Source organism: Streptomyces sp. NPDC045021, from assembly GCF_056432645.1.
The window spans coordinates 1,050,095-1,073,010 of sequence record NZ_JBWKIQ010000001.1; the positions used below are offsets into that span (position 1 = coordinate 1,050,095).

Here is a 22,916-nt window from a genome sequence, read left to right on the forward strand (position 1 = left end):
GGCTCCATGGACGCCGAACCGGACGACGGCGAGTCGGCCCTTCCGACACCCGGGAAGGTGTCCCGTCCGCGGGCGGTGCGGCTGGCCGTCACCGGCTGGCGCACCGGCGCGGATCCGGCGCCGACCGCGATCCGACGCGCCGTGCGGATCACCCTTGCCGCCTGCGCGGGTTTCTACACCTGCCTGTACGGCCTCGACCGGCCCGTGGCCGCGACCTACGCGCTCTTCTCCGCCATCGCCATGGCCGGCCTCTCCCGGATCCCGGGCTCGGGCCGGCAGCGCGCCGCCACCATCGCGTCCACCCTGCCGCTCGCCTGGCTGCTGGTGACAGCCGGAACGCTGCTGGCCGTGCGGACCTGGGCGGCTGTCGCAGGCATGGCGCTCATCGGCTTCGCGCTGGCCTTCTCCGCCGTGACCGGACCGCGTCTCGGCGGGGCCGTACCAGGACTCCAACTGCTCTACATCCTGCCGTGCTTCCCGCCCTTCGCACCGCAGACCCTGGACGAGCGCCTGGCCGGTACGACCCTGGGCATCACCCTGCTGATCGCGGCGGAGCGCTTCCTGCTGCCCGACCCCCGCCGCCCGGACTTCCCGCGGCTGCTGGCAGCCGGCGCCGACGCGGCCGGACGCTGCGCCGACGACCTGGCCCGTGCTCCGTGGGCCGTGACGGCGGCAGCGCGCCACCGGGCCCGGGCGACCGCCGACGCGCTGCGCCCGACCCGGATCCCGGAAGCCGACCGGCCGGCCGGGCCCAGCGCGCGGCAGCGCGCCCTGGCCCACGCGGGCGGGGCCTGCCGCGAACTGCTGGCGCGCCTGCAGGACCTGTCCCTGCTGCGCAAGCAGCCGAGCGCGCCGGACACGGGCGCGCCGCGGCCGAACCTGCACCCTGGCGCCCGCGGGCAGGAACTGCTGTACGAAGTGAGAGCGGGAGCCGACGCGGCGGCCGTCGCGCTGCGCAGCGGCGCGGCTCCTCCGTCACCCTCGACGCTCCAGGAGTCGTTGCGTGAGTTCCGGCGCGAACGGGCCGCCCGCTGCGAGGCGCACGGCGAGGGAACGTCAGCAGCGGTACTGCGACGTCAGGCGGAGCTGATCGACGCGGCCGAGTCGGCCCTGACCACGCTGCGCGCGGTCGATGTCGCGTTCGCGACTGCCGCGCCGCTGAAGCGGAGCCAGCCTCCTGGTCGGCCGCTCCGCCGGGAGCCGCCGGCTCCGGCCGCCGCCCCGGCCCGCGCCGACAGCACCTTCTGGTACGCGGAGATGAGCCTGCCGGCGCTGTGGCGGCACCGGTTGGCCGGCCACCTCGTACGACGCTCCGTCTACTTCCAGAACGCGGTACGCATGAGCCTGGGCCTGGCCGTCGCCCGGACGGTCGCCGGTGTCGTGTCCCTTCCGCACGGCTTCTGGGCCATGCTCGCCGCGCTGACCCTGACGCGCACCACGGTCGTGCAGACCCGTACCACCGTCCGGCAGGCGCTCACCGGCACGCTGCTGGGTGCGATGACAGCCGCGGGCATTCTCGTCCTGGTCGGCCGGAACACCGATGTGTACGCCGTCGCGCTGCCGCTGATCATGCTGGCCACCTTCTGTCTGGGGCCGACCCTGGGCGTCGGCTGGGCCCAGGGCCTCTTCACGGTGACGGTCTCCACCGTGTTCGCCCAACTCGCCCCTGCGGGCTGGCATCTGGCCGAAGCCCGGTTCGTCGACGTCTTCACCGGCAGCCTGATCGGCCTGGTCTGCGGGCTGTTCGCCTGGCCCCGCGGTGGTCTCGACGAACTGCGCCGGGACACCGGTTCGCTGCTGCGGACCGTCGCCGAGACCCTCACTTCCACCGTCGCCACCCTCACCGGCACGCGGGACGACCCGGCTCGTTCCGCCGACCGCCATCAGCCGATCCGGCACGCGTTGGTCCTCATGGAGTCGTCGTACACGCAGGCCCAGAGTGAGCCCACGGTCCCCTGGTCGCATCGCCTGGACTGGCAGGCCGCCCTCATCGCCGGTCACCATGCCGTGCGCGGCGCGGAGCGACTTCTGGATCACCGAGGCCCGCCGGGTACGCGCCTGGGCCCCGTTGCGAGCGCCCGGACCAAGGACTTCGCCGACGGTGTCGCCGCCCGCTTCCTGCACCTCGCCGAACAGCTGGAGAGCGTCGGCGCGTTCCCCGAAACGCCTTGGCCGGCCCTGCCGCCTCTGGAGAACACCGTCTTCGCCGACACCCGCTCGGACACGCCTCCCGCCGCCCTCCCCCTGCTCTTCGACACCGGCGCCTGGCTGCAGGGCCTCGACGCCGACCTCGACCGCATCGCCTCGGGCCACCGACCTCCGGTATCCGCCGCCGGACCGAGCCGAAATCATCGTCGTTGATTGACGGCAACCAGAATCGCGCGAGAACGCACATCCTCCTGCAGACAGCAAGAGGTCGAGATCCAGCCAATCCAACAAACGATCTTGAATGGTGCGCCCGGGATATTCACCATGAACCTGTCGACCTGTTCAGGGGCAGCGTGGGCCTAGACATCACCTGTTGTGCCGAACCCGCGGCCTGCAGGCGAGACTTGACGGAGGCTCACATGCACGGCTACTTCACGACGGAGCAGCACGAGGTTCTACGAGAAGAAGTCCGTATCTTCGCCGAGACGGAAGTACGACCCCGGATACCGCAGATGGAGTCCTCCCGGGCCGTTCAACACGGACTGTCCCGGCTCATCGCCGAACAGGGGTGGATCGGCGTCACGATCGGCGCCCAGTACGGCGGGATGGGGCTGGGACACCTGGCGAAGACCGTCATCATCGAGGAGCTGTCGCGGGTCAACGGCGCGATGGGAGCGATGGTGCAGGCCTCCCAGCTCGGCGTGGCCAAGATCGTTCATTTTGGCAGCGAGGAGCAGAAGAAGCAGTGGCTGCCCGCGATCGCCGCCGGGGAGTGCCTGCCGACCATCGCCGTGACCGAACCCGGGTCGGGCGGGCATGTCCTGGGGATGACGGCGAGCGCGGAGCGCGACGGGGACGACTACGTGCTCAACGGCCGCAAGGTCTTCGTCGGCAACAGCCACGTCGGCGATCTGCACGGTGTGGTCGCCCGCACCGATACCGGCTCCGGCGGGCTGTCGGCGTTCCTGGTGGAGGCGGGCCGTCCCGGCGTCTCGTTGGGCCTGCACCAGCCGGCGATGGGGCTCCACGGCTTCAGCTTCGGCGAGCTGACCTTCGACAACTGCCGTATCCCCGCAGGGAATCTGCTCGGCTCCGAGGGCGACGGGCTGGCCGTGGCGTACTCCTCCAGCGTGCTGTACGGCCGGCCGAACCTGACCGCCGTCTCGCTCGGGATCCACCGGGCGCTGATGGAGGAAACCGCCGCGTTCTGCGCCGAGCGACATCGCTACGGCAAGCCGCTCCACGAAGTGGGTCCGGTCAAGCTCAAATTGGGCCAGATGCAGTCCCGCCTGATGACGGCGCGGCTCGCCGCCTATCACGCGGCGCATCTGCTCGATCTGGGAGTGCCGTGCGACGCGGAACTGATGAACGCCAAGTTGATCAATGTGGAGTACGCGCTGGATTCGGCGCGCACCGCGATGGAGGTGCACGCCGCCAGCGGCCTGTTCACCGACCGGCCGGTGGAGCGGTACGTACGCGACGCGCACCACATCTTCGCTCCGGCCGGCACCTCCGATGTGCAGCTGCTGCGGCTGGGCGAGGTGGCGCTGGGCCTGGGCAAGGGTCAGTGGTCGCAACGGTTCGCCGACGTGGTGCGGTCCAATGTGGCGTACGACGACCGGCTGACCGGCTGACCCGCCGCTACGCGAGCCCCGCCTCGCGCTGCTCGAGGAGTTCCACGGCCTCGGCCGCCAGGGCCTTGATGGTCTCCAGACCGCTCTGGCCCCAGGGCCGGGGCTCGATGTCGACGACGCAGATCGTGCCGAGGGTGGTGCCGGTGTGGTCGATGAGCGGGGCGCCCAGGTAGGTGCGGATGCCCAGTTCGTCGACGACCCGGTTCCCGGCGAACCGGGGGTAGTCGCACACGTCCTCGAGGACCAGGGACTTGCGCCGGTTGACGACGTGCGGGCAGAAGCCCTGGTCGTAGGTCATCTCCCGGCCCGGTTCCGCGGCCGCCTCCGCGGCGGGGGCGGTCTGCGGCCCGGAGGGCGTGTGCAGTCCGGCGAAGTACTGCCGCCCGTCCATGAACAGGTTGACCATGGCGTACGAGGCGCCGGTGGTCGCCGCGAGGCGGGCGGCGAACTCGTCGAGCTGGGCGTCCGGGCGGTCGGTCAGACCCATCGCGCGCAGCCGCTCGTCGCGCTGAACCGCTTCGGTGTCCTCGGGGATCAGCAGGTGCCGCTCTGCGGGGTCATAGATCATGACGGGCCTCCCTGGTCGGGCATGTCTAGTGGGCGGGCTGGCGTCGGGATGACGCGCTGTTCAGCAGATGGCTGATGAGGTCGATGAGCACTCCGGTCGAGGAGCGGCTCTCGCGGGCGTCGCACATGACGACCGGTACGTGCGGGCTCAGGTCCAGCGCGGCTCGGACCTCGTCCGGCCCGTAGGTGTAGGCGCTGGCGAATTCGTTGATCGCCACGAGGAAGCGGATGCCGCGCCGTTCGAAGAAGTCGACGGCTGCGAAGCAGTCCGCGAGCCGGCGGGTGTCGGCCAGGACGACGGCGCCGAGCGCACCGTCGGACAGCTCGTCCCACATGAACCAGAAGCGGTCCTGTCCGGGGGTTCCGAACAGGTACAGGATGTGCGCCGGGTCCAGGGTGATCCGGCCGAAGTCCATGGCGACGGTGGTGGTCGTCTTGTTCTCCACGCCGGCCAGGCTGTCGGTGCCGACACTGGCCGAGGTCAGGATCTCCTCGGTGCTGAGCGGCTCGATCTCGCTGACCGCGCCCACGAACGTGGTCTTGCCGACGCCGAAGCCTCCCGCGACCAGGATCTTCAGCGCGGTGGGAAACAGGTCACTGCTGTCGTCGGCGTAAGCCATCGAGCACTTCCTCCAGAACGGCTCGGTCTGTGAGATCGGCGGGTGGGAGCGGAGGTCGCGCGGTCAGCGCCCCCCAGTCGATGAGGTCGGAGAGCACGATCTTGGTGATGGCCACGGGCAGTCGCAGCTGCGCACCCACTTCCGCGACCGTGACCGGCCCCCGGCTCAGGTCCAGTGCCCGGGCGTGGTCGGGTTCCAGGTGCGCCGAGGGGACCCGCCCGGTGGCGCGGACCATGGACAGCATGTCCAGAGCCGCGGTCGGGCGGGTACGGCCGTTGCTGACGGTGTAGGGGCGGACTAAGCGGCCGGCATCGTCGTCGATCCACGGTTCGTCCTGCTCTTCCGCCGCCGTCACCGTACAACGTCACCCGTAACGGCCGTCGCGGCGCGGGCAGGCGTCTCGAGGTTCGGCCGGACCTGTTGGATCAGCCGGTTCATCTCGTAGCCGAGGACGCCGGCATCGGCGTCCCGGCCGGCCATGACCGCCAGGGCACTGCCGGAGCCGGCTGCGGACACGAACAGCAGCGCGTCCTCCAGTTCGGCCACCACCTGGCGTACGTGCGGCCCTCCGCCGAGGCGCGCACCCGCGCTGCCGGCCAGGGACCTCAGGCCCGAGGCGACCGCGGCCAGATGGTCCGCGCTGTCGCCGTCAAGGCCGTGGACGGCCTTCTTGAGCCCGTCGGAGGAGAGCAGCACTGCGCTGCGGGTATGAGGGACGCGGCTGACCAGGTCGGTCAGCAGCCATGCGAGGTCGCGGCCAGGGGGGACGTCGCTCACCATGGTGAAAGGACTCCTTGCGGGGAAGGTGACGCAGGATCAGGGGGTGGTGTCCGGTCGGCCCGGCAGACCGTCGGGCTGCTCGGCGTTGGCCTCGGACTCACGTACCCCGATGCGGAATGCGGCCATCAGGTTCGGATCGGGCTCGCCGCCCTGGTCGTCGCTGCGGGGCGCGGGGCCGTTCCGCAACTGGGGTGCGAGGTGGGACTGGCCGCGACGCTGCGGCAACGAAGGTCGCTCTCCCCCGGCCGGGGGACGGCCGGTCGGTTCTCCCGCGGATCCGCCGGAGACGGGGTACGCCTCGGGCGCCCGGGCGGGCTCCGGTACGGCGGCCCGCATCTCGGCGGGCTGCTGGGGGTGGACCGGCCGTCGGCTCTCCATGGAGCGGGCCGGCACGGGGGGGCGGCTGTGCACGGGTACCGCGTCGATCGCCACGGCGGCGTGCTGGCCTGCCGTGGCGCCGATGCCGGGGCGCGGCGAGGACGACGCGGGCTGCCGTTGCGGGAGCACCGGCAGTACCGGAGGCACCGCCGGCACCGGCGCCGCGTGCGTCGCGGGCCGTGCCTGGACCCGCGCCGGCGGCTCCTCCTGTGCGCGCTCCGTTCCCACCAGGGCGTGCGGCAGGATGACGAAGGCTTGGATCCCGCCGAAGACGTTGCTGCGCAGCTGGACGGTGACGCCGTGGCGGCGGGCGAGGACGGCGACGACGTACAGCCCGATCCGGCCGTCCTTCAGCAGCGTGTCCAGGTCGATGCGCTCCGGGTCGGCCAGCAGCGCGTTGTTGTTCTCCTGAGCGGCCAGATCCAGTCCCAGGCCGCGGTCCTCGACCTCGATGACCAGACCGGCCGTGACCTTCTGCGCGCGCAGCAGTACCTGGGTCTCCGGAGGGGAGAACGTGGTGGCGTTCTCGATGAGCTCCGCGATCAGGTGCACGACGTCGGCCACGGCCCGGCCGTCGAGTTCGCCCTCGATCGGCGGGACCAGCTTGACCCGGGCGTAGTGCTCCACCTCCGCGACGGCCGACCGGAGGACCTGCGTCAACGGCACCGGCTTGCTCCACTGGCGGCGCGACACCGCGCCGCCGAGCACCGCGACGTTCTCCGCGTGCCGGCGGATACGGGTGGCGAGGTGGTCGACCTGGAACAGTCCGCGCAGCAGATCCGGGTCCTCGACCTGGTGTTCCAGTTCATCCAGCAGCTGGATGCCCCGGTGGACCAGGGACTGCAGCCGCCGGGCGAGGTTGACGAACACCACGACCTGCTGGTCCGCAGCGCTGGCCGGAGCGACCGGCAGGGCCGCCGCCTGGACCACCGCGGCGCACGCGGCGTACTGCGCCTGGCGCAGCTCGTCCGTCAGGGCCGTGAAGCGGTCCCGGCCGGCCGTGGTGGCCGGCGCCGGGCCGTAGGGCACGGGGGTTTCACCCCGCCGCACCTGCGCGACCAGGCTCTGCAGCTCTTCCCAGCCGCGCGAGTTGATCGCGCGGGCCTCCTGCACCCGGCGGTCCACCGCACGGTCGGCGGAGAGCGCGGCGGCCGCACCCACCGCGAGGATCACACCGCCGAGGACGGCGGTCCCGGCGAACACCATGGCGGCTAAGGACCTGGACGGCTCCACGACCATCAGCCAGCCCGCGACACCACCGCCGAGCACAGCCATGAGCGCAGCGGGCAGCACGGCGATCCACCGCAGCCCGGGGCCCTCACGCTCCGGGGAACGGCGGCCGCGAGCCTGGGATCTGCCGTGGCGTCCACTGTCCCGATGATCGGACCGCACGCCGGATGAAGGGAGTTCAGACATCAACGTCCTCAGCACAAGGAGGGTGACCGGTTGGCAACAACCATCACACTAGTAACCGCTCGCCACACATGTGGGAGGAGTTGACACTTCCGTCCCACGGGACCATCATCCCGCCGGGCCGAACCTCCCGTGCTCCAGGGAGCTTCAACACCCTCCCATATTCGGCGTGTTGGGCGCCAACTGAGCCGAGGGCGGCCCGAGGCCGAGGCGCGGCGCCGTCACCGGCGCGCGGTTTCGAAGCAGGAGGGCGCGCGACGGCCCAAGCGCTCCCCCAAGCCTGACGTACCCTATCCGCCGGCCCAGTGTGCTCCCGATCGCCCAGGTCAGGGCTGGTCAACTCCTCGAATGGTCCCAAACCCCCACTTTCGGCGTGCGGCTTCCTTTCGGAGGACGGACCATGAAGCCGATGAGCGGAGTAAGGGTGACCAAGGAGATTCCCACCCCGGCCACGGGCGATCTGGTCGTACTGAGCAACGTCAACAAGCACTTCGGCGAGCTCCACGTCCTCCAGGACATCGACCTGACCATCGCCCGTGGCGAGGTCGTCGTCGTGATCGGGCCGTCCGGGGGCGGGAAGTCCACGCTGTGCCGCGCCATCAACCGCCTGGAGACCATCGATTCGGGCGAGATTGCCATCGACGGCAAGCCGCTGCCCGCCGAGGGCCGCGAGCTGGCCGCGCTGCGGGCCGATGTGGGCATGGTCTTCCAGTCCTTCAACCTCTTCGCGCACAAGACCGTGCTGCAGAACGTGACGCTCGGCCAGGTCAAGGTCCGCAAGAAGGACAAGAAGGCCGCCGATGAGCGGGCCCGCCAGTTGCTCGACCGGGTGGGTGTCGCCTCCCAGGCGGAGAAGTACCCCGCGCAGCTCTCCGGTGGCCAGCAGCAGCGCGTCGCGATCGCCAGAGCGCTGGCCATGGACCCGAAGATCATGCTCTTCGACGAGCCGACCTCCGCACTCGACCCCGAGATGATCAACGAGGTGCTGGAGGTCATGCAGCAGCTCGCCCAGGACGGAATGACCATGGTCGTCGTCACCCACGAGATGGGGTTCGCCCGTTCGGCCGCCAACCGCGTGGTGTTCATGGCGGACGGCCGGATCATGGAAGAGACGACGCCGGAGCAGTTCTTCAGCAACCCGAGCAGCGAGCGGGCCAAGGACTTCCTCTCGAAGATCCTTCACCACTGACCGGACTCCTGAGCACCAGTGAGCACTAGGGATGATCACCATGAAGCTTCGCAAGGTCACCGTCGCGGCCGCCGCTGCGCTTGCCCTGTCGCTGACCGCCGCCGGCTGCAGTTCCGACAACGGCGGCTCGAGCAGCGGCAAGAAGATCACCGTCGGTATCAAGTTCGACCAGCCGGGCATCGGCCTGAAGACCCCGGACGGCAAGTACACGGGCTTCGACGTCGACGTGGCCACGTACGTCGCCAAGGAACTCGGCCATGACCCGGGCGACATCGTGTGGAAGGAAGCCAAGAGCGCCGACCGCGAGACGCTGCTGCAACGCGGCGACGTCGACTTCATCGCCGCCTCGTACTCGATCACCCCCAAGCGCGAGGAGAAGGTCGATTTCGCCGGCCCCTACCTCCTGGCGCACCAGGACGTCCTGATCCGGGCGGACGACGACTCCATCAAGAAGCCCGAGGACCTGAACAACAAGAAGCTCTGCTCGGTCACCGGCTCCACCTCGGCGCAGAACGTCAAGTCAAGGATCGCGCCGAAGGCCCAGCTGCAGGAGTACGGCGGCTACTCGGAGTGCCTGACCGGCCTGGAGAACAAGGTCATCGACGCTCTGACCACCGACAACGTGATCCTCGCCGGTTATGCCGCGCAGCCCGACTTCAAGGGCAAGTTCAAGCTCGGCGGCTTCAAGCTGAGCAATGAGAACTACGGCATCGGCGTGCAGAAGGGCAGCGCTCTCAAGGCGCAGATCAACACCGCCCTGGAGAAGATGGTCAAGGACGGCTCCTGGGACGCGGCCGTCAAGAAAAACTTCGGCCCGGCCAACTTCCAGAGCGGGCCCGCACCGAAGATCGGCGTCATCGTCAGCTGAAGCAGCTGACCCACGGACGGCGCGTCGCCCTCGAAGCGGCGCGCCTCGCCCTTCATCCACGCGGGAGGCCGGGAGACCGTGTTCGACTTTCTTGAGGGCTACAACCTGTTGGGGGCCTTCTGGGTGACGGTGCAGCTCACCTTCTACTCCGCCATCGGCGCTCTGATCTGGGGAACTGTGCTCGCTGCCATGCGCGTCAGCCCGGTGCCCCTGATGCGCGGCTTCGGTACCGCCTACGTCAACGTGGTCCGGAACATCCCCCTCACCGTGATCATCGTCTTCACCTCACTGGGCCTGTTCCAGACGCTCGGCGTCACCCTCGGCGCCGACAACTTCACGACGATCAACTTCCGGCTCGCCGTGCTCGGTCTGATCGCCTACACCGCGTCGTTCGTCTGCGAGGCGCTGCGGTCCGGCATCAACACGGTGCCGGTCGGTCAGACGGAGGCGGCGCGTGCCATCGGCCTGAACTTCCCGCAGGTGCTGCGGCTCATCGTCCTGCCGCAGGCCTTCCGCTCCGTGGTGGGTCCGCTGGCGAACGTGCTGATCGCCCTGACGAAGAACACCACGGTGGCCGCCGCGATCGGTGTCGCCGAGGCCGCGGCGCTGATGCGGGAGATGATCGAGAACGAGGCGCAGCTCATCCTCATCTCCGCCATCTTCGCGTTCGGCTTCATCTGCCTCACCCTCCCGACCGGGCTCTTCCTCGGCTGGGTGGGCAAGAAGGTGTCGGTCAAGCGATGAGCCCGCCATCCACCCTGTACGACGTCCCGGGGCCGCGTGCCAAACGGAACAACGTGCTGCTCACGGTGGTGTTCCTGATCGCCCTCGCCGCCGTGATCTGGTGGGTGGCCCGGAGCCTCGCCGACAAGAACCAGCTCGAATGGGTCAAGTGGCGGCCCTTCTTCACGGACTCCCGCGCGTGGCAGACGTACCTCCTGCCGGGGCTCGAGAACACGCTCATCGCCGCGTCGCTCGCCATGGTCATCGCGCTGCCGCTCGGAGCGCTGTTCGGCATCGCCCGACTCTCCGACCACTGGTGGGTACGGGGTGCGGCCGGCATCGTCGTCGAGTTCTTCCGTGCCATCCCGGTGCTGATCCTGATGCTCTTCGCGAACGCGGCGTACTCCGAGTACACCGAAGTCAGCACCGACAGCCGGCCGCTGTACGCCGTGGTCACCGGTCTCGTCCTCTACAACGCCTCCGTGCTCGCGGAGATCGTACGCGCCGGAATCCTGTCCCTCCCCCGGGGCCAGACCGACGCGGCCAAGGCGATCGGCATGCGCAAGAACCAGGTCATGCGCTACGTGCTGCTGCCGCAGTCGGTCACCGCGATGCTGCCGGCGATCGTCAGCCAGCTGGTGGTCATCGTGAAGGACACCGCATTGGGTGGTGCGCTGCTCGGCTTCTCCGAGCTACTGGCATCGGTCCGCCCGATGAGCGCGAACTACGGCGCGAACACCATCGCCAGCTTCACCGTCGTCGCAATGGTCTTCGTCGTGGTGAACTTCGCGCTCACGTCCTTCGCGAGCTGGCTGGAAGGCCGGCTCCGGCGCGGCAAGAGGTCCACCGGCGCGGTGGTCGGCGCAGACGCGGTGGAGAAACTGGCGACCCCGGGCGAACACGTGAGCCACGACGACCTCGGCGGCCCGGGCGGCACCTCCGGCAAGTGACGCCACCGCAGGTCCGGGGGCTGCCGGAGCTCCGGCAGCCCCGCTGACGCGCGCAATGGGACCCGTCGTGCTGCACTGGACAGGTAGGACCATGCATCGCCTCTGAGGGATGCATGCGGAACGAGTGGACGAAGGGGCGGCCGCAGCTGCCCCGTCGGTCGCAGCTTGCTCTGGGCCGCTGTGCACCGCCTTCACCGAAGCGGAGGTACTCATGACCGGCCGCGTAGGCAAGACTCGCAACATCTTTCTCGTCTGGCTCATCTGGCCGCTGATCACCTTGGGCATTTATCACCTGGTCTGGTACTTCAAGGTGAACCGCGAAGCTCGCGACTTCGATGAGCGCATCGAGGTCCAGCCAGGGCTGGCGGTTCTGGCCATCGCCGTGGGTTGGATCGTGATCGTGCCCCCGTTCGTGTCGGTCTACAACACAGGTGGGCGCATTGCGCAAATGCAGCGCTCGGCCGGGATGCAACCGACCTGCAATCCATGGATCGGCCTCATTCTCATGTTCATCCTTGGCCTGTACCCGCTGTACTACCAGCAGGAAATGAACCGTATCTGGGCCCACTACGGGAATCGTGAGGAAGGCGAGCGCGTCCCCCTGGCCGCCTGACGCCCACGCCGCGGACACTCATCACGCCCCGGACAGCCGGCGTCGTATCGCCTGGCGCTACGAAGCCTTGTGGGGGCCGTGCAGCTCCCGCTCCCACAGGGCCTCGCACAGCAGGTCCAGGCCCTGGCGCAGATGGCGCCGGTAGGTGCCGTAGGGAAGGCCCAGGCGGCGGGCGGCGGCTTCCTGAGTGGGCGCACCGGAGAAGTAACTCGCCGTCAGGGCTTCGCGGGCCCGCACTCCGCGCGGGTCGCCGGCGAGCTCCTCGACGGCCTGACGCAACAAGGCGCGCAGCTCCTCGACGGGGTCGGCGGAGTCGGCCACCAGGCGGGCGCGCATCAGGGCGCAGGCGGCGAAGGCACCCGGATCGCGCCAGTACGAGAGGGCTTCGCGCACGGCCTGGTCGAACACGGTGCGCGAGCCGTGCGACGGTCCGGGCTGGGCAGGCAGGTCGGGGACCGATATGAAGCGGTGCAGCCATGCCTCGACGGGCACCTGGCGCCAGTCGACGCCGAACAGCCCGTAGGTGTGCTCGCCGACCCGCGGTCGCGCACGGGTGTCGGTGAGGGTGCCCCTGACGCGCTCGGCCCAGGCATCGGCGTCGCGCCAGACGGCGAAACCGTATGCGCGGCCGCGGGCGCGGGCGGCCTCCGCCTGGGCGCGGGAACTGCTCAGGTCGATGACGCGCGAAGGGACCTGGTACCGCTCGGGGTAGATCGAGAAGCGGCTGATGCCGATGTGGTCGCCGGGGCTCACCGGCGCCGTGGCATCGGTGTACTCCCAGGCGGCCGCGACAACCGGATCGGTCGCCAGCTCCTGGGGATCGGGAGGGGCCGGCAGAGCGAGTCGGGCCGTGAACGCCACGATCCGGCCCGTGTTCACCAGACGGTAGACGCTGAAGGCCTGCGGCTGGCGCCGCGCCCAGTAGCGGACGAGATCCGCGGAGGCCGGGCCCTCGGTCTCCGCGGCCATGCGCAGTATGACGTCGAGGTCGTCCGGGTGCAGCGGACGGTCGTGCACCTCGTCCTCGCGGGACCAGCTGCGCAGTCGTGCCAGGGTCTCCACCTCACGGAAGAGGTAGAAGAGTTCGTCGGTGACGGTCCAGACCCGCTCCTCGGGTGCCTCGCGCAGCAGGCGCAGGTACTCGTCCGCCAGCCGCCGGCGCATCGTCACGAAGGCGTTGGGCGCCCGCCAGCGCAGGTCGGCGGCGAGGGTCTCGCGTGCGGCGTCGTGCGGGTGGAGCCCTCGGTGCGTGGACTCCATGAAGGGCAGGTCCCTCAGCCAGCCGAACAACAGATGGGCGTCCTCCTCGGGCAGCACCGCGGCCAGCAGCTCCTCGGAGGTCGAATGGGCCTGAGCCACCACCTCCAGGGCACGGCGGTGAGCCGCCGTCGGCACCTCTCCGATCAGCCCCGCCAAGAGGGTGCGCAGGACGTCGGCCGACGGCGCCCAGATCTCCTCCCTGCTCCAGCCCGTCGAATCCGCTGCCGCCGCGAGGGACAGGGCCAGTGGGTTGCCTCCGGCGAAGCGGAGCACCAGATTTCGCAGTTCGGGCCGGATTCGCGCGGCGACCAGCAGGCTCCGGGCCTGCTCCTCGGAGAACGGCTCCAATTCGGTCACGTGCAGGAGCCCGGCCCAGGCGGGGTCGGCGCTCCACTGCGGCTGCGGCGCGAGCCGACCGCCCAGGACGACCAGGGCGCCGTCCGCGGCGCGGGGCAGGAAGTGGTGCCACAGCCAGCTCTCCAGCCACTGGCAGTGTTCGAAGGAGTCCACGAACAGGACGGTGCCGGCGACGTCGAGGAACGGGCCGGCCGCTCGCTCGAAGTCGGCCGGGTCCCGGCCGACGAAACGCCCGTCCAGTTCGACGAGCAGCCGGCCCGCCGTACGAGCGTGGTCCGCCAGCCGCCGCAGCAGCGTCGACTTCCCGATGCCGCCCGGCCCGAACGCGTAGAACGCGAACGGCGCCTGCGGATCGCCGGCCAGAGCCTTCTCGAAGCACGCGAGTTCATCGTCCCGGCCGACGAAGGCCTGTACTCGCGCGCTGCTCAGTCGCTCTCCGATGGAGACCATGGCGGCTCCCCTCCGCTCGTCTCAGTTCCGGAGAACGCTGTCCGGAAGTCCCTTTCAAGCCCCGCGGTGACAGGCGCCGGCCGACCTGGTAGAGGCCGGGACGAGGGTCGGGGTTCCGCCATGGCCGATGCGCCTTCGTAGACCGGTGCGCCTTTGTTGACCGGTGTGAAGTCCAGCGACAGGGAGACGGGACCGCGTGTGTACAGGCCGGTCTCCCGGTAGAGGAAGCCGGGGCTGTAGCGGACCTGGTCGAGCAGGGGGAGCAACAGCGCGGCCACGGTCTCGATCTCGGCGCGAGCGAAGGCCGCACCGACGCACTGGTGGAGTCCGGTGCCGAAGGCCAGGTGCTGGGCGGCTGCGGTGAAAGAGCGAGCGGTGCCCAGGTCCGGGCGGTGGATGTCGAAGGTGTCCGGGGCGCTGAAGGCGTCGGGGTCGCGGTTCGCCGCGCCGATCATGCAGAAGACGGTGGCGCCTGCCGGGACGACGGTGTCGGCGAACACGGCGTCGTGCTCCGCTTGGCGGGGAATGAGCTGGACGGGCGGGGTGTAACGCAGAGTCTCAGCGATCGCGGCCGGCAGCAGGGCCGGGTCCTGGCGGACCTGCGCCATCTGCTCGGGGTGGTCGATCAGGTGCTTGAAGAGCAGCCCGAGGGTCTTGTCGGCGGGCTCGATCGCGGCGACCAGGACGTTGATGACCAGCGCGGTGACGTCCCGATCGCTCATGGCGATGCCGTCGAACTCGGCCGTGCACAGCTGCGATATCAGGTCCTCGCCGGGGTGGCGGCGCCGCCGTTCGATGGCAGGGGCGAGGTAGGCCTCCAACTGCTCGGCGCAGTCCAAACAGTGCCGACGGCGTTCGGGAGTGAGGACCATGCTGGTGATGAACTCGCCGACCCCGTTGAGCCAGGCGGTGACCTGCTGCCAGTCCTGCTTGTCCAGGCCGAGGACGTCGAGCGTCACGTAGACGGCGAAGGGCTTGCCGAAGTCGTTGACGAGGTCCATCCGTCCCCGGGGAAGAAAGGGCGCGACGAGCTCGGCGGCGTTGGCGTGGATGGCGCGTATCTGGTCCTGCAGGGCCTGCCCGGTGAAGCCCCGGACGACGATCTTTCGCTTGGCGGTGTGCTCGGCCCCGGTCATCTGGGCGAGGACCGGTCCGCGCATCACCGGCTCCGCGCGCACCTGGAGCGTCTCGGTGGTGAACGCCTCGTGATCGGTCAGGGCCCGCTTCACGTCCTGATGACGGGAGAGGAAGTAACTGTCGATGGCCGGCTCGTAGTGCACCGGTGAGTGCTCTCTCAGCCGGGCGAAGTGCCGGTAGGGAGCGGCGGCGAAGTCCTCGGACAGGATGCTGAAGCGAGGATCAACCATGGGTACGTCGGCCTCTCGAGGGAACGGGCGCCCCGCCAGGATGACTCGACGACGACCCACCCATGGAGATTGGTGTGTGGACTATAGCCCGGAGATCCGCCGGGACGTGAAGCCCTGGGCCTGAGGCCGGTCAGTCAGGTCCTGTTCCACAAGCACCGGTGGGACCGGGTGGACAGGCGCGGACAGGAGTGGACAGTGGCCGCCCCTGCCGGGCCTGGAAAGTGGACAGCGCCCGGCACGAGGCTTCGCGTCATGAACCTCCGACGCAGACAAGAGGGCCAGTCGCCCCCCACCCCTCGGCCGGCGGCCGTGCTCGCGGCGCTCGCCGCAGCGCAGTTCACCGTCATGCTCGCCACCTCGATAGTGAACGTGGCGCTGCCTCAGATCCGCGCCGGGGTGGGCCTGTCGGACGGCGGCACCACCTGGGTGGTCAACGCCTACGGCCTGGCGTTCGGGGCGCTGCTCCTGGCGGGCGGGCGGACGGCCGACCTGCTGGGGCGCCGCCGGGTGCTGATCGCCGGCCTCATGCTGTTCTCGGTGTCCTCGCTGGTGGCAGGAGTGGCGGCCTCCCCGGGCGTGCTGATCGCCTCCCGCGCCGTTCAGGGCCTCGGCGCCGCCGCCATCGCCCCGGCCGCGCTCGCGCTGACGATGGACCTGTTCCCGTCCGGCCCCGGTCGTGGCCGGGCGCTGGGGGTGTGGGGCGCGGTCTCCGGTGCGGGAGGGGCGGGCGGTGTCCTGCTGGGCGGTGTGCTCACCCAGGCATGGGGCTGGCCATGGATCTTCTACGCCGTCGCACTCGGGGCGGCGCTGGTCCTGGTCGCCGTGGTTGCCCTCGTGCCACGGGCGGCAGCCGGGCGGAAGGCCGGGCGGTTCGACGTGTTGGGCACCGCCACCGTCACACTCGCCCTGACCTGCCTGGTCTGGGGGCTGACGACCGCACGCGGCGCCGGCTGGACGGACGTCCGGGTGCTCGGCGCTCTCTTCGGCGCCGCCGCGTTGCTCGCGGCCTTCGCTCTGATCGAGCTTCGCCGACCCGACGCGCTGATCTCACCGCGACTGCTCACCACCGGCCGGGTCGCGGCGGGCAACCTGCTGATGGCGCTGCTGGGATCCGTGTGGATCGCCCTGTTCTTCTTCCTGCCGCTCTACCAGCAACTGGTCCTCGGATCGACTCCCTTGGTCACCGGTGCGGGCCAACTCCCCCTCGCAGGGGCCAATATGCTCGGCGCCGCAGTGTCGCCCCGCATCTCCCGGCGCATCGGCGGCACCGCGACCGTGACCGCGGCCCTGCTCACCGAGGCCGCCGGGCTGCTGTGGCTGTCACGGATCAGCGCCGACGGGAGCTACGTCGCCGACATCCTCGGTCCGAGCATCCTGATCGGCCTCGGCCTGAGCATCGCCTTCGTCCAGCTCACCGCATTCGCCGTGGACGGGGTCCCGCAACAGGACGCGGGGCTGGCTGGTGGACTGGTGAACACCACCCGCCAGGTCGGCGGTGCGATCGGCCTCGCCGCACTGGCCACCCTGGCCGGCTCCGTCACCGCCCACGCGTCCACCCACCAGCCCCATCTGGAAGCCCTCACCGCCGGCTACCGCGCCGCTTTCACGGTCTCGGCCGCGGTCCTGGCCGCAACAGCCCTCCTCGCGCTGATCCTCACCCGCCGCACCAGCCCGCGGACCGCAACCACTGCCACCGCCGCCACCGGCCCGGCTGCCGACCCGCAACCCGCCCGAATCGCCTGAATCTTCTCAATCTCCTGAATCCGGCTGAACCGATGGATCAGCCGCGCCACCGAAACATGTCATCCAGAGAGAGGTACCCGCAGTCATGTTCACCATCGACGAGACCGCCCCCGTCATTGCCCGCCTCAGCACCGAGATCAACGCCCCGCTCGCGAGGGTGTGGGAGCTGCACACCGACATCGCGGCCTGGCCCACCTGGAACACGGACATCGACCGGGCCGAACTCAACGGCCCCGTGATGCCCGGCAACTCCTTCAGCTGGCGAACCCACGGCCTGGAGATCACCTCCACTGTGCACGAGCTGGTCCCCGACGAGCGGATCGTGTGGGGCGGCCCCGTCGACGGCATCACCGGCATCCACGTGTGGACATTCGAGCAGGTCGGCGACCACGTCACCGTCCGCACCGAGGAGTCCTGGAGCGGCGCCCCGGTCGAAGCCGCGGCCGACCACCTCGGCAAGGCCCTCCACGACTCCCTGGAGAGCTGGCTCTCCCACCTCAAGGCCCGTGCCGAACAAGCCGTCTGACCAAAACCATCTCATCTCACTCCCTCCGAAGGAGATTCCTGCCATGACTGCTGCGAAGCCCTACCTGACCGGCCACTACTCCCCCGTCGCCGACGAGGTCACCGCCACCGGACTCACCGTCGAAGGCTCGCTGCCCCCCGAGCTGACCGGCCGGCTGATCCGCAACAGCCACAACCCCAAGCCCGGCATCACTCCGACCCACTGGTTCAAGGGGAGCGGGATGGTCCACGGCATCCGGCTCCGCGAGGGGCGCGCCGAGTGGTACCGCAACCGCTGGGTGCACACCCCCGCCCTCGACGGCGCCCCCTACATGACCGACCGGGGGCCCGACCTGACCGCGAGCACCGCCGGCACCCACGTCATCGAGCACGCCGGCCGCCTGCTGGCCCTCTGCGAGGCCAACCTTCCCTTCGAGCTCACCCGGGACCTGGAGACGGTCGGCGCCCATGACTTCAACGGTCGGCTGAACACCGCCATGACCGCGCACCCCAAGGTCGATCCGGTGACCGGAGAGCTCCACTTCTTCGGCTCCTCGCCGTTCCCGCCCCACCTGATGTACTACGTCGCCGATGCCAAGGGTGAGATCGTCCACAGCGCCGAGATCCCGGGAGCGACCGCCTCGCTCAAGCACGACTTCGCCATCACCCGCCACCACGTGGTCTTCATCGAGGGCAACGTCACCTTCGACCCCGCCGAGCACTCCGGCATCCCGTACGGCTGGAGCGATCAGCAGCCTTCCCGTATCGGCGTCATGCCCCGCGGTGCCGACGGCGCCGGGCACATCCGCTGGTTCTCCATCGAACCCGGCAACATGCTGCACGCGGCCAACGCCTATGAGGACGGCCAGGGACGCATCGTTCTGGAAGGCCCCACCGTGGACCGCGAGGGGTTCCAGCTCTCCTGGAACTGGTGGGTCGGCGCGCCCGGGCGCGGCACCGAGCCCAACACCCGCTCCTACACCCGGCGCTGGGTGATAGACCCGACGGCCGGCACCGTCGACGAGCAGATCATCGACGACCTCGCGGTGGAGTTCCCGACCCTCAACGAGGAGTACCTGGGCGCCGAGCACCGCTATCAGTACGCGGTGTCCTTCCCGGACCAGGAAGGCTTCGGCGGCTACGGCGTCGTCAAGTACGACCGCACCACCGGCGCCCGCCGCATCCACCAGGTCGGCGACGCCCGGCTGCCCAGCGAGGCGGTGTTCGTCCCCGCGGCCGGCGCCACCAATGAGGACGACGGCTATCTGCTCACCGTCGTCTCCGACCTCAAGCAGGACGCCTCACAACTACTGGTCCTGGACGCCTCCGGCCTCGACCGGATCTCCACCGTCCACCTGCCCCGCCGCGTGACCGCCGGCATTCACGGCTCCTGGATCCCCGACACCGCCCTGGACGGAAGCGAAGGCTGACGCCCGTCCTCCCGGAGCAGCCCGAGCAACTCCCGCAACAACGTCTCGAACCCGCACAGGCCGAGGCGCACGACCAAGGAAAGTCGATATGACAAGAAACCGGAAGAACGTAGGCTGGATCGCCGCCGCCCTCGCGGCGCTCGTAGCCACCATCGCCGTACCGGCGCTCGCGCAGACCGAGGACGCCGACCACCGGACCCCCGCCCATGGCATCGACTGGCACGCCTGCGCCGACACCGACTTCCAGCACATGCAGTGCGGATCGATCCAGGTACCGGTGGACTGGTCCCACCCCCGCGCCGACAGCACCACCCTCGCCCTGGTCCGCCGCCCGGCGGACGACCGGGCCCACCGCCAGGGCACCCTGCTCCTCAACGACGGAGCCGGCGGCTCCTCCATCGAGCAGCTGCGACTGGCGATGCACATCCACATGCCGTCCTTCGCCGGCGCCATGACCCAGAACTTCGACCTGGTCGCGGTGGACCCGCGCGGAGTCGGGCACAGCACGCCGATCCGCTGCGCGGAACCGCTCAAGCCCGCCGGAGTCAGCCACTTCCCGCAGGACCAGACCGCGTTCAACGCGCTCGTGTCCCACAACCGGACCTTCGCCGAAGACTGCCTGCGCCGCAACGGCCCGCTCATCGCCCACGTCGACCAGACCAGCACCGCGCGGGACTTCGAGGCAGTCCGGATCGGACTGGGCGAACAGCAACTGAACTGGTACGGCATCCACTACAGCACCCTCCTCGGACGCACCTACGCCAAGCTCTACCCCGGCAGACTGCGCACCATGGTCCTCGACACAGCCCTGGACGACACCGGCTCGCCTCTCTCGCGGGTCACCCAGGAGGCGGCCACCGCCGAGACGGCCTTCAACCGCTTCACCGCCTGGTGCACCACGTCGAAGGACTGCGCCCTGCACGGCAAGGACGTCGCGGCCGAGTACGACGCCCTCGTCGCCCGTGCCGACCGCGACCCGATCCCGACCGGGAACGCGGCGCATGAGCCGCTGACGGGTGAAGACATCCGCGAGACCACCCAGGACTTCCTGGGTGGTCTGTCCGGTCCGACCTGGCCGGAACTGGCGAAGGCCATCGTCAACGCCCAGGGCGGCGACGCGAAGGACTTCACCCACGACCCGGACGACACCCTCGACCCGGTCCAGGTACAGGTGCCCGCCTGTCTCGACAACGCCCGCCCGGTGCAGACCCTCGCCCAGCTCACCCAGCTGCGGACTGAACTCGCCCGAGTCTCCCCGCATCTCGGCGGCGCCGTGCGCTCCTACAACGCCGTTGTCGGCTGCCTCGGCTGGCCCACCCCGGCCGAGCCCGTCACGGCGGGTACCCCGGTCCACGGCGCACCGCCCGCACTGATCGTCCAGTCCACCCACCAGGCCCTCGCCCCGTACCGCGCGGGCGCGGCCATGGCCGCCCAGCTGCCCGGCAGCGTCGTCCTCGGCCACGAAGGCGACGACTACAGCATGTTCCTGGTCTCCAAGTGCGTCCAGGAGGCCACCAACCGCTACCTGACCACCCGCGCCCTGCCCGCCCCCGGCCGCATCTGCACCACCTGAGAAGCAGCACCGGGCCACTTCGCCGGGCACGGTGAGGGTTGAACGACCGTGCCCGGCCCTTGGTGACTCTCGCGTCAGAGAATGCGCCAGGCGACGGCGTAGGGCTGGGCGAACCGGGTGATCCGGTGGGCGCGGACGACGACCTCGGCCTCCCCGGCGGGGATGTCCCGCCAGTGGACCTGCTCGACGTTGTTGAGACGGTCGAAACCGGGATCCGTGCCCATGTTGCCGTGGCGTTCCTGACCGCCTGCGCGGACGATCAGATCGAGGTCGTTCTGCAGGCTCGCCCCGGGTGGGTCCGTCCACACGAGGGTGATCTTCAGGGTGTGGCCCGCCCCCTCCGGAACGGAGATGCGGAACTCGCGTTCCTCTCCCTGGTTCAGCTCCTCGGCGTCGGTGAAGCCCGCCCGGTCGCCATCGGTCGGGAGGACGACGGCGCGCTGGAGGTTGACGATGCCGAAGCCGGAGTTGTTGTTCGGGGAAGGGCCCGCCTCGGTGGGGACGTACTGGCCTTCGAGCTCATCGGCACCGTTGATCAGCATGGCCTTGATGAGCGCGGCGCTCGGTTTCGGGGTGCCGTTCTTCACCAGCGTCTCGCGCAGCACCGCCACACAGCCGGCGACCAGCGGGGTGGCCATGCTGGTGCCGCTGTCGAACATGAACGCGGGGTCTGTGGAGACGCCGAAGCTCTGGTGGTCGGGTGCCACCCGCGAGCGCGTCGACAGGATCGACGTGCCGGGGGCGACGACATCGGGCTTGAACCGGCCCTCCGCGGTCGGACCGCGGCTGCTGAAGGCCGCCATCCCGGCGGGGTTGTCCGCCATCTTGTCCCCGTGGATCGGCGAGGCGGGGAACCTGGTCGGTCCGTTGAGCAGCCTGCCATCGTAGGTGAACGGGATCTCGGGGCGGTTGCCTTCGCTGGCACCGACGGTGATGACGTTCTTGGCTCCCGTCTCGCCGCTGACGGACCTCAGGTTGATGCGCCCGTCCCCGTCCCGGTCCGTGCCGTCGTTGCCCGCGGCGAAACAGATGACGAAGTCCTTGTGGTCCCAGACCATCTGATCGGCCTCGCCTGCGGCCGGGCCGTACGGAAGCCCTGGGGTGACCGGGCCCCACGAGTTGGTGTGGATCCGTACCTCGTCCTCCAGAAAGGGCGGCTCGAACAGGTCGAGCAGGTTGTGCGGGATGCCGGCGAGCTTTCCGTTCTCGGCCATCACGGACTGGAGGACCAGTCGCGCCTTGGGCGCCGTACCGGTGATGGCGCCGCCCATGGACTGCGACGTCCCGTCGCCGAGGACCGAGCCCGCCACGTGGGTACCGTGCCCGGCGGGGTCGTCCGCCCGCGCCGGGCTCGTGCGTCCCAGGGCGACCAGGCGCTTGACCCGGCCGGCGAAGGCCGGGTGCACATCGGTGGTCGACCCCTGATCGAAGCCGGTGTCGGCGACGCACACGATCTGGCCCTCACCCTGGAACTTCGTACCGTTGAGGGACACGTGGGCGTGCATCAGCGTCCCCGCGACGGTGTTGTACAGCACCCGCTCCGGGACGTCCTCGATCTCCTTCACCTCGTCGAGCGCGGCAAGTGCGGGCAGGTCCTCCCTGCGGATCGTCATACGCACCTTGCCCCGGCTGGGCTGTACGTCGCCGGGGCTGGCTCCGGTCGCCGCCGCGATCCGGTCCCGTACGCCGTCCACGCTCGCATCGACGTCCTCGTGCAGGACGATGTCGACGGTGCGGGTCCCGTCACCCGCCGCCTCCAGGGGATCGGCCAGCACGGCGACGCTCGAACGCAGCCGGGCGGACTGCAGCGACCGGCCGATCTTGAAGCCGTTGAAGTAGACGTCCGCCCAGGCCACGAACGGCAGTGCGCGCACAGCGTCCAGGTCCGTGGCCCGGTAGCCGCACAGGTAGGTGTCCTCCGGAACGTACTCGTGGACCACTACCCCGTGCGCCGCGAGTTGTTCCTTCTCCTCGGCCGTGGGTGGGTGCGTGGTCTGGACGAGCAGGTAGTTCGAGGCGGAGGCGTCCGCGGATGTCAGGGATGCGGTGACCAGCTCGTCAGCCTGGACCAGCGGGTCCACCGTGACGCCGTTGATGGTGATACGGGCCATGCCGAACTCCCGGAGGGTTGGGGAAGGCGCGCACCGGGCAGCCGTGGCGCCCCGGCACAGCTCGTGCCGACCCCCACATGGCCGAAGCCCGTCTGAACCGGTGGCACGCCGGGCTGCGTGGTTACTTCCGTTCGCCCAAAACGCTAGGCGGGCGACTGTCCACCCGCACGTCGAGCGTGGGGGGAGGCCGCCCTCATCCGGGCTTGCTGTCACTCCGGATGGCACTCGAGAGCAGCGC

General features: G+C 70.0%; 19 protein-coding genes. 11 read left to right on the plus strand and 8 right to left on the minus strand.

What is annotated here, in order from left to right; all coding sequences use genetic code 11:
* Positions 1–6 precede the first annotated feature (6 nt).
* Positions 7–2,361 (plus strand): FUSC family protein, encoded by a 2,355-nt coding sequence (locus AC07DC_RS04650; protein ID WP_478911786.1) that lies wholly within the window; start codon positions 7–9, stop codon positions 2,359–2,361.
* A gap of 206 nt (positions 2,362–2,567) precedes the next feature.
* On the plus strand, positions 2,568–3,782 hold the full coding sequence (locus tag AC07DC_RS04655; protein ID WP_478911787.1) for an acyl-CoA dehydrogenase family protein: 1,215 nt from the start codon (positions 2,568–2,570) through the stop codon (positions 3,780–3,782).
* Positions 3,783–3,789: 7 nt separating this feature from the next.
* On the opposite strand, the gene AC07DC_RS04660 is transcribed toward AC07DC_RS04655, so the two are convergent.
* Genes AC07DC_RS04660 through AC07DC_RS04680 form a run of 5 tightly spaced genes read right to left on the minus strand, consistent with a single transcriptional unit; the run spans position 3,790 to position 7,402 of the window.
* Positions 3,790–4,350, minus strand: coding sequence for a GAF domain-containing protein (locus AC07DC_RS04660; RefSeq protein ID WP_478911789.1), 561 nt, complete (start codon positions 4,348–4,350; stop codon positions 3,790–3,792).
* A 25-nt stretch (positions 4,351–4,375) separates the two neighbouring features.
* Positions 4,376–4,969, minus strand: coding sequence for a GTP-binding protein (locus tag AC07DC_RS04665; RefSeq protein ID WP_478911790.1), 594 nt, complete (start codon positions 4,967–4,969; stop codon positions 4,376–4,378).
* A complete protein-coding gene (locus tag AC07DC_RS04670) occupies positions 4,944–5,324 on the minus strand; it encodes a DUF742 domain-containing protein (protein ID WP_478911792.1) in 381 nt (126 codons plus the stop codon). The genes AC07DC_RS04665 and AC07DC_RS04670 overlap by 26 nt, the downstream gene beginning before the upstream one ends.
* Positions 5,321–5,749: a roadblock/LC7 domain-containing protein gene (locus tag AC07DC_RS04675; RefSeq protein ID WP_478911794.1), complete on the minus strand. Its 429-nt coding sequence runs from the start codon at positions 5,747–5,749 to the stop codon at positions 5,321–5,323. Before AC07DC_RS04675 ends, AC07DC_RS04670 begins: the two co-directional genes overlap by 4 nt.
* Before the next feature lie 36 nt (positions 5,750–5,785).
* The gene (locus AC07DC_RS04680) at positions 5,786–7,402 is read right to left on the minus strand and encodes a sensor histidine kinase (RefSeq protein ID WP_478911796.1); all 1,617 of its coding nucleotides are present in this window, start codon (positions 7,400–7,402) and stop codon (positions 5,786–5,788) included.
* Between the two features lie 547 nt (positions 7,403–7,949).
* On the opposite strand from AC07DC_RS04680, the gene AC07DC_RS04685 reads away from it, so the two are divergent.
* The 5 genes from AC07DC_RS04685 (at position 7,950) to AC07DC_RS04705 (ending at position 11,883) form a co-directional block, all read left to right on the plus strand.
* A complete protein-coding gene (locus AC07DC_RS04685; RefSeq protein WP_478912610.1) occupies positions 7,950–8,729 on the plus strand; it encodes an amino acid ABC transporter ATP-binding protein in 780 nt (259 codons plus the stop codon).
* A 40-nt stretch (positions 8,730–8,769) separates the two neighbouring features.
* Positions 8,770–9,597: a glutamate ABC transporter substrate-binding protein gene (locus AC07DC_RS04690; protein WP_478911798.1), complete on the plus strand. Its 828-nt coding sequence runs from the start codon at positions 8,770–8,772 to the stop codon at positions 9,595–9,597.
* 78 nt (positions 9,598–9,675) lie between these two features.
* On the plus strand, positions 9,676–10,341 hold the full coding sequence (locus AC07DC_RS04695) for an amino acid ABC transporter permease (protein WP_478911799.1): 666 nt from the start codon (positions 9,676–9,678) through the stop codon (positions 10,339–10,341).
* On the plus strand, positions 10,338–11,270 hold the full coding sequence (locus AC07DC_RS04700) for an amino acid ABC transporter permease (RefSeq protein WP_478911801.1): 933 nt from the start codon (positions 10,338–10,340) through the stop codon (positions 11,268–11,270). The genes AC07DC_RS04695 and AC07DC_RS04700 overlap by 4 nt, the downstream gene beginning before the upstream one ends.
* 211 nt (positions 11,271–11,481) lie before the next feature.
* Positions 11,482–11,883, plus strand: a complete 402-nt coding sequence (locus tag AC07DC_RS04705; RefSeq protein ID WP_478911803.1) for a DUF4234 domain-containing protein — start codon at positions 11,482–11,484, stop codon at positions 11,881–11,883.
* Between the two features lie 57 nt (positions 11,884–11,940).
* On the opposite strand, the gene AC07DC_RS04710 is transcribed toward AC07DC_RS04705, so the two are convergent.
* Positions 11,941–13,950 carry a sigma-70 RNA polymerase sigma factor region 4 domain-containing protein gene (locus tag AC07DC_RS04710; RefSeq protein WP_478911805.1) on the minus strand — a complete coding sequence of 670 codons (2,010 nt, stop codon included), beginning with the start codon at positions 13,948–13,950 and terminating at the stop codon, positions 11,941–11,943.
* Positions 13,926–15,317 (minus strand): cytochrome P450, cyclodipeptide synthase-associated, encoded by a 1,392-nt coding sequence (locus tag AC07DC_RS04715; RefSeq protein ID WP_478911807.1) that lies wholly within the window; start codon positions 15,315–15,317, stop codon positions 13,926–13,928. Before AC07DC_RS04715 ends, AC07DC_RS04710 begins: the two co-directional genes overlap by 25 nt.
* Positions 15,318–15,569: 252 nt before the next feature.
* Here AC07DC_RS04715 and AC07DC_RS04720 point away from each other — a divergent pair, with 252 nt between their 5' ends.
* The 4 genes from AC07DC_RS04720 (at position 15,570) to AC07DC_RS04735 (ending at position 20,567) form a co-directional block, all read left to right on the plus strand.
* The gene (locus AC07DC_RS04720; RefSeq protein ID WP_478911809.1) at positions 15,570–17,060 is read left to right on the plus strand and encodes an MFS transporter; all 1,491 of its coding nucleotides are present in this window, start codon (positions 15,570–15,572) and stop codon (positions 17,058–17,060) included.
* An 85-nt stretch (positions 17,061–17,145) separates the two neighbouring features.
* The gene (locus AC07DC_RS04725; protein WP_478911811.1) at positions 17,146–17,586 is read left to right on the plus strand and encodes an SRPBCC family protein; all 441 of its coding nucleotides are present in this window, start codon (positions 17,146–17,148) and stop codon (positions 17,584–17,586) included.
* 43 nt (positions 17,587–17,629) lie between these two features.
* On the plus strand, positions 17,630–18,994 hold the full coding sequence (locus AC07DC_RS04730) for a carotenoid oxygenase family protein (protein WP_478911813.1): 1,365 nt from the start codon (positions 17,630–17,632) through the stop codon (positions 18,992–18,994).
* 88 nt (positions 18,995–19,082) lie between these two features.
* Positions 19,083–20,567: an alpha/beta fold hydrolase gene (locus AC07DC_RS04735; protein ID WP_478911815.1), complete on the plus strand. Its 1,485-nt coding sequence runs from the start codon at positions 19,083–19,085 to the stop codon at positions 20,565–20,567.
* A 74-nt stretch (positions 20,568–20,641) separates the two neighbouring features.
* Here the strand turns inward: AC07DC_RS04735 and AC07DC_RS04740 are convergent, their stop codons facing one another.
* The gene (locus AC07DC_RS04740) at positions 20,642–22,678 is read right to left on the minus strand and encodes a S8 family serine peptidase (protein ID WP_478911817.1); all 2,037 of its coding nucleotides are present in this window, start codon (positions 22,676–22,678) and stop codon (positions 20,642–20,644) included.
* Between the last annotated feature and the right edge of the window lie 238 nt (positions 22,679–22,916).

Bases quoted from the DNA above. Each gene is read 5' to 3' on its own strand.
- AC07DC_RS04690 (WP_478911798.1), top strand. From the start codon at position 8,770: ATGAAGCTTCGCAAGGTCACCGTCGCGGCCGCCGCTGCGCTTGCCCTG.
- AC07DC_RS04725 (WP_478911811.1), top strand. From the start codon at position 17,146: ATGTTCACCATCGACGAGACCGCCCCCGTCATTGCCCGCCTCAGCACC.
- AC07DC_RS04650 (WP_478911786.1), top strand. From the start codon at position 7: ATGGACGCCGAACCGGACGACGGCGAGTCGGCCCTTCCGACACCCGGG.
- AC07DC_RS04655 (WP_478911787.1), top strand. From the start codon at position 2,568: ATGCACGGCTACTTCACGACGGAGCAGCACGAGGTTCTACGAGAAGAA.
- AC07DC_RS04660 (WP_478911789.1), bottom strand. From the start codon at position 4,350: ATGATCTATGACCCCGCAGAGCGGCACCTGCTGATCCCCGAGGACACC.
- AC07DC_RS04700 (WP_478911801.1), top strand. From the start codon at position 10,338: ATGAGCCCGCCATCCACCCTGTACGACGTCCCGGGGCCGCGTGCCAAA.
- AC07DC_RS04705 (WP_478911803.1), top strand. From the start codon at position 11,482: ATGACCGGCCGCGTAGGCAAGACTCGCAACATCTTTCTCGTCTGGCTC.
- AC07DC_RS04740 (WP_478911817.1), bottom strand. From the start codon at position 22,678: ATGGCCCGTATCACCATCAACGGCGTCACGGTGGACCCGCTGGTCCAG.
- AC07DC_RS04680 (WP_478911796.1), bottom strand. From the start codon at position 7,402: ATGGCTGTGCTCGGCGGTGGTGTCGCGGGCTGGCTGATGGTCGTGGAG.
- AC07DC_RS04675 (WP_478911794.1), bottom strand. From the start codon at position 5,749: ATGGTGAGCGACGTCCCCCCTGGCCGCGACCTCGCATGGCTGCTGACC.
- AC07DC_RS04735 (WP_478911815.1), top strand. From the start codon at position 19,083: ATGACAAGAAACCGGAAGAACGTAGGCTGGATCGCCGCCGCCCTCGCG.
- AC07DC_RS04665 (WP_478911790.1), bottom strand. From the start codon at position 4,969: ATGGCTTACGCCGACGACAGCAGTGACCTGTTTCCCACCGCGCTGAAG.
- AC07DC_RS04730 (WP_478911813.1), top strand. From the start codon at position 17,630: ATGACTGCTGCGAAGCCCTACCTGACCGGCCACTACTCCCCCGTCGCC.
- AC07DC_RS04720 (WP_478911809.1), top strand. From the start codon at position 15,570: ATGAACCTCCGACGCAGACAAGAGGGCCAGTCGCCCCCCACCCCTCGG.
- AC07DC_RS04715 (WP_478911807.1), bottom strand. From the start codon at position 15,317: ATGGTTGATCCTCGCTTCAGCATCCTGTCCGAGGACTTCGCCGCCGCT.
- AC07DC_RS04685 (WP_478912610.1), top strand. From the start codon at position 7,950: ATGAGCGGAGTAAGGGTGACCAAGGAGATTCCCACCCCGGCCACGGGC.
- AC07DC_RS04710 (WP_478911805.1), bottom strand. From the start codon at position 13,950: ATGGTCTCCATCGGAGAGCGACTGAGCAGCGCGCGAGTACAGGCCTTC.